The sequence below is a fragment of the Variovorax sp. 10L421 genome, from assembly GCF_056395365.1.
This window is the reverse complement of the sequence record NZ_JBFTJJ010000024.1, coordinates 1-15,762: the sequence shown is the minus strand read 5'-3', so window position 1 is coordinate 15,762 and position 15,762 is coordinate 1. Positions and strand designations below refer to the sequence as shown.

15 protein-coding genes are annotated in these 15,762 nt (G+C 66.2%); 14 read left to right on the top strand and 1 reads right to left on the bottom strand.

Annotated elements, in window-relative coordinates:
- The first annotated feature begins 1 nt into the window (after position 1).
- The 14 genes from AC1DFC_RS23910 to AC1DFC_RS23845 all read left to right on the top strand — a co-directional run bounded on the left by AC1DFC_RS23910 (position 2) and on the right by AC1DFC_RS23845 (position 15,612).
- The gene (locus AC1DFC_RS23910) at positions 2–1,339 is read left to right on the top strand and encodes a branched-chain amino acid ABC transporter permease (protein ID WP_478180112.1); all 1,338 of its coding nucleotides are present in this window, start codon (positions 2–4) and stop codon (positions 1,337–1,339) included.
- Positions 1,336–2,106: an ABC transporter ATP-binding protein gene (locus AC1DFC_RS23905; protein WP_478180111.1), complete on the top strand. Its 771-nt coding sequence runs from the start codon at positions 1,336–1,338 to the stop codon at positions 2,104–2,106. The genes AC1DFC_RS23910 and AC1DFC_RS23905 overlap by 4 nt, the downstream gene beginning before the upstream one ends.
- Position 2,107: 1 nt before the next feature.
- Positions 2,108–2,803, top strand: coding sequence for an ABC transporter ATP-binding protein (locus AC1DFC_RS23900; protein ID WP_478180110.1), 696 nt, complete (start codon positions 2,108–2,110; stop codon positions 2,801–2,803).
- 239 nt (positions 2,804–3,042) lie between these two features.
- Positions 3,043–5,151: a 3-hydroxyacyl-CoA dehydrogenase NAD-binding domain-containing protein gene (locus AC1DFC_RS23895; protein ID WP_007832718.1), complete on the top strand. Its 2,109-nt coding sequence runs from the start codon at positions 3,043–3,045 to the stop codon at positions 5,149–5,151.
- 25 nt (positions 5,152–5,176) lie between these two features.
- Positions 5,177–6,652, top strand: a complete 1,476-nt coding sequence (locus AC1DFC_RS23890; RefSeq protein ID WP_478180109.1) for a M20 family peptidase — start codon at positions 5,177–5,179, stop codon at positions 6,650–6,652.
- Positions 6,653–6,698: 46 nt separating this feature from the next.
- Positions 6,699–7,874: an acetyl-CoA C-acyltransferase gene (locus AC1DFC_RS23885; RefSeq protein ID WP_007832722.1), complete on the top strand. Its 1,176-nt coding sequence runs from the start codon at positions 6,699–6,701 to the stop codon at positions 7,872–7,874.
- Positions 7,875–8,015: 141 nt separating this feature from the next.
- Positions 8,016–9,869, top strand: a complete 1,854-nt coding sequence (locus AC1DFC_RS23880; protein ID WP_413335096.1) for an acyl-CoA dehydrogenase — start codon at positions 8,016–8,018, stop codon at positions 9,867–9,869.
- A complete protein-coding gene (locus tag AC1DFC_RS23875; RefSeq protein WP_007832726.1) occupies positions 9,869–10,135 on the top strand; it encodes a hypothetical protein in 267 nt (88 codons plus the stop codon). Before AC1DFC_RS23880 ends, AC1DFC_RS23875 begins: the two co-directional genes overlap by 1 nt.
- Before the next feature lie 11 nt (positions 10,136–10,146).
- On the top strand, positions 10,147–10,449 hold the full coding sequence (locus tag AC1DFC_RS23870; RefSeq protein ID WP_413335095.1) for a Dabb family protein: 303 nt from the start codon (positions 10,147–10,149) through the stop codon (positions 10,447–10,449).
- Positions 10,450–10,584: 135 nt separating this feature from the next.
- A complete protein-coding gene (locus AC1DFC_RS23865) occupies positions 10,585–11,382 on the top strand; it encodes an SDR family oxidoreductase (protein WP_007832730.1) in 798 nt (265 codons plus the stop codon).
- Position 11,383: 1 nt separating this feature from the next.
- Positions 11,384–11,851 carry a PaaI family thioesterase gene (locus tag AC1DFC_RS23860; RefSeq protein ID WP_007832732.1) on the top strand — a complete coding sequence of 156 codons (468 nt, stop codon included), beginning with the start codon at positions 11,384–11,386 and terminating at the stop codon, positions 11,849–11,851.
- A gap of 28 nt (positions 11,852–11,879) precedes the next feature.
- Positions 11,880–12,896 carry an NADP-dependent oxidoreductase gene (locus AC1DFC_RS23855; protein WP_007832734.1) on the top strand — a complete coding sequence of 339 codons (1,017 nt, stop codon included), beginning with the start codon at positions 11,880–11,882 and terminating at the stop codon, positions 12,894–12,896.
- A gap of 106 nt (positions 12,897–13,002) precedes the next feature.
- A complete protein-coding gene (locus AC1DFC_RS23850) occupies positions 13,003–14,643 on the top strand; it encodes an isovaleryl-CoA dehydrogenase (RefSeq protein WP_478180108.1) in 1,641 nt (546 codons plus the stop codon).
- 30 nt (positions 14,644–14,673) lie between these two features.
- Positions 14,674–15,612 carry a glutathione S-transferase family protein gene (locus AC1DFC_RS23845; RefSeq protein ID WP_478180107.1) on the top strand — a complete coding sequence of 313 codons (939 nt, stop codon included), beginning with the start codon at positions 14,674–14,676 and terminating at the stop codon, positions 15,610–15,612.
- Here AC1DFC_RS23845 and AC1DFC_RS23840 read toward each other — a convergent pair.
- On the bottom strand, positions 15,609–15,762 hold a 154-nt coding region (locus AC1DFC_RS23840; protein WP_188258210.1), incomplete at its 5' end, for an integrase core domain-containing protein. The genes AC1DFC_RS23845 and AC1DFC_RS23840 overlap by 4 nt on opposite strands.

The window sequence follows — 15,762 nt, the reverse complement described above, 5'->3', positions numbered from 1 at the left end:
CATGAACACCGCAACGACAACCACACCAGCCGCTTCAGCCAAGGCGCCGACCCGGTATTACCGCTTCAAGCCGCTGAACATCGGCCGCATCCTGATCTGGTCATTCTTCGCGCTGCTGCTGATCGTGGCGCCGATGATCTTCACCAGCAGCCTGGCGCTGACCATGCTGTCGCAGATCGGCTATCTCATCATCATCTGCCTGAGCTACAACATGCTGCTGGGGCAGGGCGGCATGCTCAGCTTCGGACATGCCGTGTACGTGGGCCTGGGCTCCTTCATCGCCATCCACGCGATGAACCTGGCCGGCGCCGGCAAGCTGCCGATTCCGCTGGTGTTCATTCCGCTCGTGGGCGGCCTCGGCGGCATGTTCTTCGCCATGGTGTTCGGCTATGTGTCGACCAAGAAGTCGGGCACCACCTTCGCGATGATCACGCTCGGCCTCGGCGAACTGGTGGCCGCCATGGCGCTGATGTTCCCGAGCTTCTTCGGCGGCGAGGGCGGCATCACCACCAACCGCGTGTACGGCGCCTCGTTCTTCGGCATCAACTTCGGGCCGCAGAACCAGGTGTACTACCTGATCGCCGTGTATTGCTTCATCTGCACCGGGCTGATGTTCGCCTTCACCGGCACGCCGCTCGGGCGCATGCTGAACGCGGTGCGCGACAACCCCGAGCGCGTGGAGTTCATCGGCTACAACACGCAGCGCGTGCGCTACTACGCCTTCATCATCGCGGGCTTCTTCGCGGGCATCGGCGGCGGGCTGGCGGCCATCAACTTCGAGATCGTGAATGCGGCCGACAGCCTGAACGGGCTGCGCTCGGGCAGCTACCTGCTGTTCACCTTCCTCGGCGGTGCGACCTTCTTCTTCGGGCCGATCATCGGTGCGGCGCTGCTGGTGTTCGCGCTGGTGCTGCTGTCCGAACTCAGCAAGGCCTGGCTGCTGTACGTGGGCCTGGTGTTCCTGCTGATGGTGATGTTCGCGCCGGGCGGCGTGGCCAGCCTGATCATGATGAACGTGCGCGTGGCGCTGTTCGGCAAGATCAAGCGCTTCTACCTGCTGTACGTGGGCCTGTTCATCGGTGCGGCCATCGTGCTCGCGGGCGCGGCGGCCATTGTCGAGATGATCTATCACATGCAGCTCAACGCGGCGCTCGGACCCATGGTGCCGTTCGCGGGCCTGCAACTCGACACCTCATCGGTCGCGAGCTGGGTCGTCGCGATGGCCTTGCTGGCGGTGGGGCTGGGTGTGTTCGAGGTGTTCCGCCGGCGCTTCGCGAAGGTCTGGGGCCAGGCGCAGGAAGAAATCGAAGCCGAGATCAAGCGGCGGGAGACGGCATGACCTATTCACTCGAACTCAAGAGCCTGCGCAAGAGCTTCGGCAAGACCGACATCATCCGCGGGGTCGACCTGGCCGTGACGGCGGGCGAGCGCATCGCCGTCATCGGGCCGAACGGTGCGGGCAAGTCCACGCTGTTCAACCTGATCAGCGGCCGGCTTGCACCCACCAGCGGCGAGGTGCTGCTCAACGGCCAGCGCATCGACGGCAAGCAGCCCTACGAGATCAACCGGCTCGGGCTGTCGCGCAGCTTCCAGATCACCAACATCTTTCCGAAGCTCACGGTCTTCGAGAACTTGCGCTGCGGTGTGCTGTGGAGCCTGGGCTACAAGTACACCTTCCTGCGCTTCCTCTCGAACCTCGACGATGCCAATGAGCGCACCGAGGAGCTCATCAAGCAGATCGGCCTGGAGAAGAAGCGCGACGTACACGCGGTGAACCTCACCTACGCCGAGCAGCGCGCACTGGAGATCGGCGTGACCATCGCGGGCGGCGCCAGCGTGATCCTGCTGGACGAACCCACGGCCGGCATGAGCAAGACCGAGACTTCGCATTTCATCTCGCTCATCAAGTACGTGACCGTCGGCAAGACGTTGCTGACGGTGGAGCACGACATGGGCGTGGTGTTCGGGCTGGCCGACAAGATCGCGGTGGTGGTGTATGGCGAGGTCATCGCCTTCGACACGCCGGCTGCCGTTCGCGCCAATGCGCGCGTGCAGGAGGCGTATCTCGGATCGTCGGTCGCCGACGCACAGGGAGCGGGACACTGAGATGCTGAAGCTTCAAGACATCCACGCCTACTACGGCAAGAGCCATGTGCTGCATGGCGTTTCCTTCGACGTGCATCCGGGCGAGATCGTCGCGCTGCTGGGCCGCAACGGCTCGGGCCGCTCGACCACCGCCAAGGCCATCATGGGCCTGGTGCATGCCGAAGGCGGCCTGCACTGGAAGGGCCAGGACATCCTGCGCCGCAAGGCCTACGAGATCGCGCACTTCGGCATCGGCTACGTGCCCGAGAACCGCGACATCTTCCCCAAGCTCACGGTGCACCAGAACCTGCTGCTGGGGCAGAAGGGCTCGGGCAAAGGCAGCCGCTGGTCGTTCGACGACATGTACGGCATGTTCCCGCGCCTGAAGGAACGCCAGCACACCGAGGCCGGCGTGCTCTCGGGCGGCGAGCAGCAGATGCTCACGCTGTGCCGCACGCTCATGGGCGACCCCGACCTGATCATCATCGACGAGCCGACCGAGGGCCTGGCGCCCAAGATCGTCGAGCTGGTGGGGCAATACCTGCGCACGCTCAAGGACAAGGGCATCTCGGTGCTGCTGATCGAGCAGAAGCTCACCATCGCGATGCAGATCTCCGACCGCGCGCTCGTCATGGGCCACGGCAGCATCGTGTTCGACGGCACGCCGGACAGCCTGCGCGCCGACGCGACCACTCGCAAGGAGTGGTTGGAGGTTTAGGCAGCCCCCCAGGCTTCGCGCACTTCGTGTCGCTGCGCCAACCCCCTTGCAGGGGGCAACACCTGCGGCCCGGCAAAGCCGGTTCCGCGGTGTTTCCGGAAAGTCCCGCCCTCCTCATGGAAGGCCTTGTCTCTACAGCGACTGCGTGCCATTGTTTGGCCTCGCGAAACGCCTAGAATCCCCCGAAAAAGAACACTCGTGCTTTTTCTTCTTTTTCTTCTCACACCAAGGAACGCAGCATGACGGCTGAATACAAAGTGCTCGGCGATATCGCCGTGATCACACTGACCAACCCTCCGGTCAACGGTCTCGGCTTCTCGACGCGCATCGGCATCACCGATGGCCTGTCGAAGGCCAACGCCGACGACGCCGTCAAGGCCATCGTCATCACCGGCGCCGGCAAGGCGTTCTCGGGCGGCGCGGACATCAAGGAGTTCGGCACGCCCAAGGCGCTGCAGGAGCCCAACCTGCTGAGCGTGATCCTCGCGCTCGAGGCCTCGGCCAAGCCCATCGTCGCGGCCATCCACTCGGTGTGCATGGGCGGCGGCCTCGAACTGGCCTTGGGTTGCCACTATCGTGTGGCCGCACCGGGCACCAGCATCGCGCTGCCCGAAGTCAAGCTCGGCCTGATTCCCGGCGCCGGCGGCACGCAGCGCCTGCCGCGCGTGCTCGGCGTGGAAACCGCACTGAACATGATCGTCAGCGGCGAACCCGTGAAAAGCGAATTGCTCGCGAGCCTGCCCGGCCAGAAGCTGTTCGACAAGCTGGCCGACTCGCCCGAGTCTGTGTTCGACGAAGCCGTGGCCTTCGCCAGGAGCGTGGCCGGCAAGACCGGCGCCGACGCGCTGCCGCTGGTGCGCAACCTGCCGTGCAAGCACCCGCAGGGCGACGCCTACTTCCAGTTCGCCAAGAACATGGTCGGCGGCATGTCGAAGAACTACCCGGCGCCGCTGCAATGCGTGGACGCCGTGCAGGCCGCCACCAAGATGAAGTTCGACGCGGGCATGGCCGAAGAGCGACGCATCTTCACCTCGCTGATGTTCACGCCCGAATCGCTGGCCCTGCGCCACCTGTTCATGGCCGAACGCGCCGCGAGCAAGATCCCCGACGTGCCCGAAGACACACCGAAGCGCGAGATCAAGGCCGTCGGCGTCATCGGCGCCGGCACCATGGGCGGCGGCATCTCGATGAACTTCCTGAACGCGGGCATTCCCGTGAAGATCCTCGAAATGAAGCAGGAGGCGCTCGACCGCGGCGTCGCCACCATCAAGAAGAACTACGAAGCCCAGGTCAAGAAGGGCAAGCTCAAGCAGGACAAGTACGAGCAGCGCATGGCGCTGCTGAGCACCACGCTGAGTTATGACGACCTGAAGGACGCCGACCTCATCATCGAGGCCGTGTTCGAGGAAATCGGCGTGAAGGAAAAGGTCTTCAAGGAACTGGACCGCGTCGCCAAGAAGGGCGCGATCCTGGCCTCGAACACCTCCACGCTCGACGTCGACAAGATCGCCTCGTTCACCGAGCGTCCACAGGACGTGGTCGGCATGCACTTCTTCAGCCCGGCCAACGTGATGAAGCTGCTCGAAGTGGTGCGTGGCAAGGCCACCGCCAAGGATGTGCTCGCCACGGTCATGGCCATCGGCAAGAAGATCAAGAAGACCTCGGTGGTCTCCGGCGTGTGCGATGGCTTCATCGGCAACCGCATGATCGAGCAGTACAGCCGCCAGGCCGGCTTCCTGCTGGACGAAGGTGCCACGCCGCAGCAGGTCGACAAGGCCGTCGAGAAGTTCGGCTTTGCCATGGGTCCGTTTCGCATGGGCGACCTGGCCGGCAACGACATCGGCTGGGCGATCCGCAAGCGCCGTGCCGTCGAACGCGCCGACATGAAGTACAGCCGCACGGCCGACAAGCTCTGCGAACTGGGCCGCTTCGGCCAGAAGACCGGGGCAGGGTGGTACGACTACCAGGCCGGCAAGCGCGACGCGATTCCGTCGGAGCTCGTCAACAAGATGATCGAAGACCACCGCAAGGAACTGGGCATCACGCCGCGCAAGATTTCCGATGAAGAGATCGTGCAGCGCCTGGTGTTCGCCCTGGTCAACGAAGGCGCGCACATCCTCGAAGACGGCATTGCCTCGAAGTCGGGCGACATCGACATGGTGTACCTCACGGGCTACGGCTTCCCGATCTGGCGCGGCGGCCCGATGCACTACGCATCGCAGGTCGGCCTCTACAACGTGGCCGAGACGATGAAGCGCTTCGCGAAGAACCCGCGCGACGACGGCGAGTTCTGGCAGCCCGCGCCGCTGATCCAGAAGCTCGTGGCCGAAGGCAAGCAGTTCAGCTGAGACTGAACAGGAGTCAAGACCGCTCATGTTGAAACGCATCTTCCTCGGGCTGCTGCTGGCAATCGTCTTGCTGGTGGCTGCCGTGGCGGTCAAGACCTGGACCACGCCGTCGCAGCAGCTGGCGGTGGCGCCCGCGCCCAAGCTGAACATCGACCTGCAGGCGGCGGCCAAGCGGCTGTCCACGGCGATCACGTTCCGCACGGTGTCGAGCCTGGACGACCCGGCTGCCAACGCGGCCGAGTTCGACAAGCTGCACGCATTCCTCGAACAGCAGTTTCCCAAGGTGCATGCCACTCTCAAGAAGGAAGTGGTCGGCAACAAGGCGCTGCTCTACACCTGGACCGGCACCGACCCGAGCGCCAAGCCCATCGCGCTGATGGCGCACCAGGACATGGTGCCCATCGCACCGGGCACCGAGAAGGCGTGGACGGTCGACCCCTTCGCCGGCGAGATCAAGGACGGCTTCGTCTGGGGCCGCGGCACGCTCGACGACAAGAGCAACCTGTGCGCGCAGATGGAAGCCGTCGAGCTGCTCATCGGCGCCGGCTTCAAGCCCAGGCAGACCGTCTACCTCGTGATGGGCGACGACGAAGAAGTGAGCGGCCTGCGCGGCGCGCTGCCCATTGCCGAACTGCTCAAGTCGCGCAACGTGCGCCTGGAGTGGGTGCTCGACGAAGGTCTGCTGGTGCTCGACGGCGTGCTGCCGGGCCTGAGCAAGCCCGCAGCGCTCATCGGCCTGGCGGAGAAGGGCTACGGCACCTTCTTCCTCTCGCTCGACACGGCCCCCGGCCACTCGTCGATGCCGCCGCAGCACAGCGCGATCGGCAGCATGAGCGCGGCGCTCGCGCGGCTCGAAGCCAATCCGATGCCCGGCGGCATCCGCGGCGTGGCCGGCCAGATGTTCGGTGCGCTGGCGCCCGAAATGAGCGGTGTCAACCGCGTGATGCTGTCCAACCTGTGGCTCACCGAGCCGCTGGTGCGCGGCCAGCTCGAGAAGAGCCCGAGCAGCAACGCCATGCTGCGCACCACCACCGCACTGACCATCGTGCGCGCGGGCAACAAGGACAATGTGCTGCCCGGCCGCGCCGAGGCCGCCGTCAACTTCCGCGTGCTGCCGGGCGACACCTTGGCCGGCACCGAGGCGCACCTGCGCAAGGCGCTGGGCAACGACGACATCAAGATCAAGGCTTACCCGGGCAATTCCGAGCCGTCGCCGGTGTCGCCGACCGACAGCACCGGCTACCGCGCGATCCAGCAAGCCGTGCGCCAGAGCTTTCCCGATGCGGTGGTGGCACCCGGCCTCATGACCGCTGCCACCGACTCGCGCCACTTCAGCCTCGTGAGCGACGCCGTCTTCCGCTTCTCGCCGTTGCGCGTGAAGAGCGAAGACCTGGCCCGCTTCCACGGCAACAACGAACGCCTGGCCATCTCGAACTACGGCGAGATGATCGGCTTCTATCACCAGCTCCTGAGCAATACCAACGCTGCTCCGGCGCAATGACGACAGCTCTCTCTTTTTCCTTCCATCTGCTTCAAAGGACCTCACCATGACCAGCGCCGTCATCGTTTCCACCGCCCGCACGCCGCTCGCGAAGAGCTGGAAGGGTGCCTTCAACATGACGCACGGCGCCACGCTCGGCGGCCACGCGGTGCAGCACGCCGTGCAGCGCGCCGGCATCGACCCCGCCTCGGTGGACGACGTCATCATGGGCTGTGCCACGCCCGAAGGCGCGACCGGCTCCAACATCGCGCGCCAGATCGCGCTGCGCGCCGGCCTGCCGATCACCACCTCGGGCATGACCATCAACCGCTTCTGCTCCTCGGGCCTGCAGACCATCGCCACCGCCGCCCAGCGCATCATCGCGGGCGAGGGCGACGTGTACGTGGCCGGCGGCGTCGAGAGCATCTCGTGCGTGCAAAACGAAGCCAACAAGCACATGCTGGCCGACCCGTGGCTCGTGAAGCACAAGCCCGAGATCTACTGGAACATGCTGCAGACGGCCGAGCAGGTCGCCAAGCGCTACAACATCGGTCGCGACGCCATGGACGAATACGGCGCCGCCAGCCAGCAGAAGGCCACCGCCGCGCTGGAAGCCGGCCGCTTCAAGGACGAGATCGCCCCCATCACCGTGCTGGCCGGCGTGGCCGACCCCGTGATGGGCCTGCGCACCAAGGAAGTCACCGTCGAGAACGACGAAGGCATCCGCCCGGGCACCACCAAGGAAGGCATCAGCGGCATCCGCCCGGCCATGCCCGGCGGCCTGATCTCGGCCGGCAACGCCAGCCAGTTCTCCGACGGCGGCGGCGCCTGCGTGGTGGTCGACGAAAAGTACGCGCAGCAGAAGGGCCTGAAGCCGCTCGGCCGCTTCCTCGGCTTTGCCGTGGCTGGCTGCGAGCCCGACGAAATGGGCATCGGCCCCGTCTTCGCGATCCCGAAGGTGCTCAAGCGCCTGGGCCTCACGGTCAACGACATCGACCTGTGGGAGTTGAACGAAGCCTTCGCCGTGCAGGTGATCTATTGCCGCGACAAGCTCGGCATTCCGGCCGACCGCCTGAACGTTGACGGCGGCGCCATCGCCGTGGGCCACCCCTACGGCGTGAGCGGCCAGCGCCTGACGGGCCACGCGCTCATCGAGGGCAAGCGCCGTGGCGCCAAGAAGGTCGTGGTCACGATGTGCATCGGCGGCGGCATGGGTGCCGCGGGCGTGTTCGAAATCATCTGACTCTCCCCCAGTCTGCGGCGCACTGCGTGTCGCCTTCGCCAACCCCCTTCCGGGGGCAACACCGGCGGCCCGGCGAAGCCGGTTCCGCGGTGTTCCTGAGAAGGGACGCCGCGGCCTCATGACATCCACCGAAATCCGACCATGAGCCTTCGTCCCACCCTCGACTTCCTGCTCTACGACTGGCTCGATGCCGAGTCGCTCAACCAGCGCGAACGCTTTGCCGACCACTCGCGCGAAACATTCGACGCGGTGCTTGACACCTGCGAGCGCATCGCGCGCGAGAAGTACGCGCCGTTCAACCGCACGGTGGACACGCAGGAGCCGCATTTCGACGGCGAGAAGGTCATCCTGCCGCAGGCCACGCACGACGCGCACAAGGCCTTCGTCGAGTCGGGAATGATGAGTGCGGCGCAAGACTACGACATCGGCGGTATGCAACTGCCCTACACGATGCAGGCGGCGGCCAACAGCTTCTTCGCGATGGCCTCGGTGAGCATCGGCTCCAACATGCTCACGAGCGGCAACGCCAACCTGCTGATGGTGCACGGCACCGAGAGGCAGAAAGAGGTGTTCGCGAAGAATGAATTTTCCGGACGCTGGGCCGGCACCATGTGCCTGTCGGAACCGCAGGCGGGTTCGTCGCTGAGCGACGTGGCGACGCGCGCCGTGCCCGACGGCGACGACTTTCAGCAAGACCCGCTGGGCCCGCGCTACCGGCTCACGGGCAACAAGATGTGGATCTCGTCGGGCGACCACGAGCTGACCGAGAACATCGTGCACATCGTGCTGGCCAAGATCCCGGACGAGAACGGCAAGCTGGTGCCCGGCACGCGCGGTATCTCGCTGTTCATCGTGCCCAAGCGCATGGTGGACACGCAGGGCGCACTCACGGGCGAGCGCAACGACGTGGCGCTCGCGGGCCTCAACCACAAGCTGGGCTGGCGCGGCACCACCAATACGCTGCTGAACTTCGGCGAGGGCAAGTACCCGGTCGGCGGCAAGGCGGGCGCGGTGGGCTACCTCGTCGGCGAGCCTGGCAAGGGCCTGCACTGCATGTTCCACATGATGAACGAGGCGCGAATCGGCGTCGGCACGGCGGCCACCATGCTGGGCATGGCGGGCTACCACGCCTCGCTCGAATACGCCAGGAGCCGGCCGCAGGGCCGCCTGGTGAAGAAGCCGGACGCTGCCGGCACCGCGGTTGCGAAAGACTCGGCCGCGCCGCAGGTGCGCATCATCGAGCACGCCGACGTGCGCCGCATGCTGCTCGCCCAGAAGGCGTACTGCGAAGGCGCGCTGGCGCTGGAGCTGTACTGCGCCCGGCTGGTCGACGAGCAGAAGACCGGCGACGCACAGGCTGCCGACGACGCCCGCCTGCTGCTTGAAGTGCTCACGCCCATCGCCAAGAGCTGGCCCAGCGAGTGGTGCCTGGAGGCCAATTCGCTGGCCATCCAGGTGCACGGCGGCTACGGCTATACGCGCGACTTTCCGGTGGAGCAGTACTGGCGCGACAACCGCCTGAACATGATCCACGAGGGCACCCACGGCATCCAGGCAGCCGACCTGCTGGGCCGCAAGGTACTGATGGAGAAGGGCCGCGGCCTGCAACTGCTGGCCGCGCGCATGACCGACACCATCGGCCGAGCGGCCAGGGTGCCGGCGCTGGCGGCGCACGCCGAGGCGCTGGGCGCCGCGTTGCAGCGTATCGGCAGCGCCACCGAGGCCGCCTGGTCCACCGGCGACCCGGCCGAAGCGCTGGCCAACGCCGTGCCTTACATGCAGGCCTTTGGCCACACGGTGCTGGCCTGGATCTGGCTCGACGTGGCCCTGAAGGCCCTGCAGATCGACGCGGAAAAGGCGAGGGCGGTAACAGCTGGCAAGATCGGCGCCACGGACTACTTCTTTCACTACGAGCTGCCGAAAATCGGCGCATGGCTCAACGTGGTCGAAACCCGCGACCCGACCTGTACCGCTTTGCCCGAGGACGCCTTTTGATGGCCACTACCAATTCGCCGAACGCCAACCCCAGCAACAACACCCCCTCCGTCAAGCCTCCCAAGCCGCACGCGCGGCTCGAGAAGTGGATCTGGATCCTGATCTACGGCGGCCTGTTCGTCGTGATCCTGGGCATCGCCACCGGCCGCACCGACGCCGCGCTGGGCTGGTCCATCGCCGTGCCCGGCGGCGTCGTGGCGCTGATCGGCTTCGCGCTGATCTACGTGCGCTCGCGCCTGCCCAACGACAACCCCACCAGCAAGTAACGAGGCCCACCATGCTCAAGCACATCGTGATGTGGAAGTTCAAGGAGCACGCCGAGGGCACCGACAAGGCGACCAACCTGTTGAAAGCCAAGGCCTTGCTCGACGCCTGCGCCAAGCTGTCGCCCGGCACGCTGCGCTTCGAGGTGGCCATTGCCCAGCCCGGGCTCGAAGCCACCTACGACCTGATCCTGTATTCGGAGTTCACCGACGAGGCCGCACTCGCGGCCTATGCGGATCACCCGCAGCACGTGGCGTTGAAGCCCTTCATCGGCGCGGTCCGCGAGGCCCGCCAATGCATGGACTACATGGCATGACTCACCCCCAGGCTGCGCGCACTTCGTGTCGCTTCGCCAACCCCCTTGCAGGGGACAACGCCTGCGGCCCGGCGAAGCCGGTTCCGCGGCATTTCCCGACCTGAACAATTCAGCCCCTGATTGGAGACATCTCTCATGACCGCACGCACCGTCCAGCAACTCTTCGACCTCACCGGCAAGACCGCCCTCATCACCGGTGGTTCGCGCGGCCTGGGCCTGCAGATGGCCCATGCGCTGGGCGAAGCCGGCGCGAAGATCATGCTGAGCTCGCGCAAGGCCGACGACCTGGAGCAGGCCGCCGCTGAGCTGCAGGCCGCAGGCATCGACGCGCGCTGGATTGCCGCAGACTGCTCGAAGGAAGAAGACACCCGCCGCCTGGCCGACGAGACGCTGCAGCGTATGGGCGCGGTCGACATCCTCATCAACAATGCGGGCGCCAGCTGGGGCGCGCCAGCCGAGAGCCACCCGGTCGAGGCCTGGGACAAGGTGATGAACCTCAACGTGCGCGGCTACTTCATCCTGTCGCAGCAGATCGCCAACGGCTACATGATCCCGAAGAAGACCGGCCGCATCATCAACATTGCCTCGATCGCCGGGTTGAACGGCAACCCTCCCGAGATGCAGACGCTGGCCTACAACACCTCGAAGACCGCGGTGATCGGCTTCACGCGCACGCTGGCTGCCGAATGGGGCAGGTACAACATCACCGTGAACGCGATCTGCCCGGGCTTCTTCATGACGAAGATGGCCGCCGGCCTCATCAAGTCGCTGGGCGAAGAGAAGATGGCCGCGCAGGCGCCGCTCGGCCGCCTGGGCGACGACGAAGACCTGAAGGGCCTGACGCTGCTTTACGCGAGCGATGCCGGCAAGCACATCACCGGCCAATGGCTGGCGGTCGACGGCGGCGTGAGCGTCGTGCTGGGTGCTGCCTGACATGTCTTCTTCTTCCGATTCCAGCGACATCAACATCCGCTCGTACACGAGCCAGATCCCGTTCGCGCGCCACCTGGGCTTTTCTCTGACGAAGTTCGAGGGCGGCGAGTCCGAGATCTGCTACACCGCCAAGCCCGAGCATCTGAACACCTTCGACGTGACGCACGGCGGCGCCTGCATGACGCTGCTCGACATCACCATGGCGGCGGCAGCGCGCAGCGTGGCGCCCGAGACCGGCGTGGTCACCATCGAGATGAAGACCAGCTTCATGCAGCCTTCGGTCGGTCCGCTGCATGCGCGCGGCACGCTCATTCACCGGACGGCGACGCTGGCTTTCACGGAGGCCAAAATCTACGACGAACAGGAGCGCGTTTGCGCCCACGCCACCGGCACCTTCAAGTACGTGAAGCGCCGGCTGCCGACCGGCCCGTCGAGCGTCAACGAGATGCGACCGCCATCGACCGACTGACACGACCATATTCCCGGAGATTTCTTTCATGCCTACCAACAAACAGATCCACCTCGACAACCGCCCCGACGGCGAAGCCGTGGCGGGCAACTTCAAGCTCGTGACAGCCGAGACCCCCGCGCTCGCGGACAACCAGGTGCTCGTGCGGCACCACTACATGAGCCTCGACCCGTACATGCGCGGGCGCATGAACGACTCGAAGAGCTACGCGCAGCCGCAGCCGCTGGGCCAGACCATGCAGGGCGGCACCGCCGGCGAAGTGGTCGAGAGCAAGCACCCCAGGTATGCCGTGGGCGACAAGGTGGTCGGCTTCGGCGGCTGGCAGGAATACAGCGTGGTCGATGCCTCGCAGCCCGGCGCGCTGAAGAAGGTCGACACCACGCACGTGCCGCTGTCGCACTACCTCGGCGCGGTCGGCATGCCCGGCGTTACCGCCTGGTACGGCCTGGTGAAGATCATTGCGCCCAAGGCCGGTGAAACGGTGGTCATCACCGCCGCCAGCGGCGCGGTCGGCAGCGCTTTCGGTGCGCTGGCCAAGGCGCGCGGCTGCCGCGTGGTCGGCATTGCCGGCGGCCCCGACAAGTGCAAGTACGTGACCGACGAACTCGGCTTCGACGCCTGCATCGACTACCGTGTGCACCCCGACGTGAAGACCATGAGCGCCGCGCTCAAGGAAGCCTGCCCCAACGGCATCGACGGCTACTTCGAGAACGTCGGCGGCTACATCTTCGACGCCGTGCTGCTGCGCGCCAACGCCTTCGCCCGCGTGGCGCTGTGCGGAATGATCGCGGGCTACGACGGCCAGCCGCTGCCGCTCGCAAACCCAGCGCTGATCCTCATCAACCGCATGAAGATCGAAGGCTTCATCGTCAGCGAGCACATGGAAGTGTGGCCCGAGGCGCTGACGGAGCTGGGCACGCTGGTGGGCACCGGCAAGCTCAAGCCGCGCGAGTCGATCGCGCAGGGCATCGAAGCCGCGCCTGAAGCCTTCCTGGGCCTGCTCAAGGGCCGGAACTTCGGCAAGCAACTGGTCAAGCTGATCTGATTGCCCCCGATGAACTGAACGCGCGGCAAAGGAGGCCGGTCATGCGCGCCGCGCCGGGCCGCCCCAAGCAAGCGCGCACCGCAGTGCGAAGCACGGAGGTATTCGAATGAATTCGACGCACGAGGTGTTCAACCAGCCCACGCCGCTGGTGGACTACAACCTCTTCGACACCAACCGGCCCCTGCGCGACGCGCTGAAGTTCAACGCGCCCGCGCTGCAGACCACGCAGCTGCAGGAACTGGGCGCCACTCTCGGCACGGCCGGCATGCAGGCGCATGCGCGGCTCGCCAACATCCACATGCCGGAGCTGCACACGCACGACCGCTTCGGACGGCGTATCGACGAGGTGGAGTTCCACCCGAGCTACCACGCACTGATGACCGCCGCGGTGGGTGCAGGGCTGCACGGCACGCCGTGGACCGGCACCTCGGCCTCGCCGCACGTGCTGCGCGCGGCGGGCTTCATGCTCTTCACCGAGCTGGAGCCGTCGATTCTTTGCCCCGTCTCCATGACCTATGCGGCCACGCCCGCGCTGCGCAGCAACGCAGGCGTGTACGCCGACTGGGGACCGAAGCTCGGCAGCCTCTGGTACGACCCGGCGTTGAAGGTCTTCAAGGACAAGCCCGGCGTGACCATGGGCATGGGCATGACCGAGAAGCAGGGCGGCTCCGACGTGCGGGCCAACACCACCCGGGCCGTGCGCGACGGCAGCGATGCCTGGGGTGAGCGCTATGCGATCACCGGACACAAGTGGTTCTTCTCGGCGCCGATGTGCGACGCCTTCCTGGTGCTGGCGCAGGCGCCGTCCGGGCTCAGCTGCTTCTTCCTGCCGCGCGTGTTGCCCGACGGCACGCGCAACGGCATCCAGATCCAGCGCCTGAAGGACAAGCTTGGCAACAAGGCCAATGCGAGTTCCGAAGTCGAGTTCCAGGGCGCAAGCGCATGGCTCGTGGGCGAGGAGGGCCGCGGCATTCCGCAGATCCTCGAGATGGGCACGATGACGCGGCTCGACTGCGCGCTGGGCACCAGCGGCCTCATGCGCCAGTCGCTGGGCATCGCGCTCAACCACGCGGCGCAGCGCAACGCCTTCGGCAAGCCGCTGATCGAGCAACCCTTGATGAAGAACGTGCTGGCCGACCTCGCACTCGAAAGCGAAGCCGCCACCGCGCTTGCCATCCGCCTTGCCAGGGCCTTCGACCAACAGGCCGACGAGCATGAGCGCCTGATTGCCCGCCTGCTCACGCCTGTCGCCAAGTTCTGGATCTGCAAGCGCGGCAGCCATTTCGCGCAGGAAGCCATGGAGTGCCTCGGCGGCAACGGCTACGTGGAAGAGGGCGGCGAAGGCATCATGGCCCGCATCTACCGCGAGATGCCGCTCAACTCCATCTGGGAAGGCGCTGGCAACATCATGGCGCTCGACCTGCTGCGTGGCCTGCGCAAGGGCGACGCGGTCGCCGCGTTGGCGAAAGAGCTGGCACCCGCGCGCGGCCAGCACGCCGCGCTCGACAGGCTCGCCGAGGCGCTGCCGGCACGCATCGAGGCCATGGCCTCCGAAGCCGAGGCCCGCCGCCTCGCGCAGGACGTGGCGCTGGCCGTGCAGGGCGCGCTGCTCGCGCAGACCGCGCCCCCCGCCGTCGTCGGCGCCTTCTGTGCCTCGCGCCTTGGCGGAGACTGGGGCAACGTCTTCGGTACGCTGGCCGCGGGCACCGATTTCGATTCGATCATCCAGCGCGCGCAACCTCGCTGAACACACAACGACAGCCCCACAGGAAACACCATGGCCGACCTGATCCTCCACCACTACCTGACCTCGCCGTTCTCGGAGAAGGTGCGCATGATCCTCGGCGCCAAGAAGCTGCCGTGGAAATCGGTCTTCATCCCGCCGATCATGCCCAAGCCCGATGTGGGGGTGCTCACCGGCGGCTACCGCAAGACGCCGTTCCTGCAGATCGGCGCCGACATGTACTGCGACAGCGCGCTCATCGCCGACGTGCTGGAACACCTTCAACCCGAACCCACGCTGTACCCGGAGCCCGAGAAAGGCATGTCGCGCATCCTCGCGCAGTGGGCCGACACCACGCTGTTCTGGTCCGCCATGGCCTGGAGCCTGCAGCCCAAGGGCGCGGCCGAGGTGTTCGCCAAGGCCCCGCCCGAAGCCGCGAAGGCCTTCGGCGAAGACCGCGGCAAGATGAGCGCAGGCAACATGACCCGCCTGCGCCCGGCCGATGCCGCCAGCGCCTACAAGTCGTACCTGCGCCGCCTGTCGGACATGCTCGACGAGAAGCCCTACCTGCTGGGCGAGGTGTCAAGCATCGCTGACTTCTCGGCCTATCACCCGCTCTGGTACACGCGCCGCATCGAGTCGGTGCGCACCATCCTCGACTTGACGCCTGCGGTGATCGACTGGATGGACCGCATGGCCGCCATCGGCCACGGCGTGCCCGAGAAGTTCACCAGCGACGAGGCCATTGCCGTCGCCAAGGCGGCGACGCCGCACACGCTGCTGACCGACAGCACTTTCCAGGACGACCATGGCATTCCGCTAGGCAGCGCCGTCACCGTCCGCGCCGAGAGCTTCGGGTTGGAAGAAACACCGGGCACGCTGGTGGCGGCCACGCGCACGCACTACACGCTGGAGCGCAGCAACGAGCGAGTGGGCACGGTGCACGTGCACTTTCCGCGCATCGGGTATGTGCTGAAGAAGGCTGATGCCTAGGTGTGAAGCGTCAAGAGGTTGTTTCTTGACGAGTTGAGTCTGGACATAGGCGCGATACCGCCGATGCCGCTGTGCGGGCGATGCCAGTTGTAGTGGTGCTGCCAGCTCGCCAGGGCATCGGTTCGRTGAGCTGAGTTCTGGTAGGTCCAG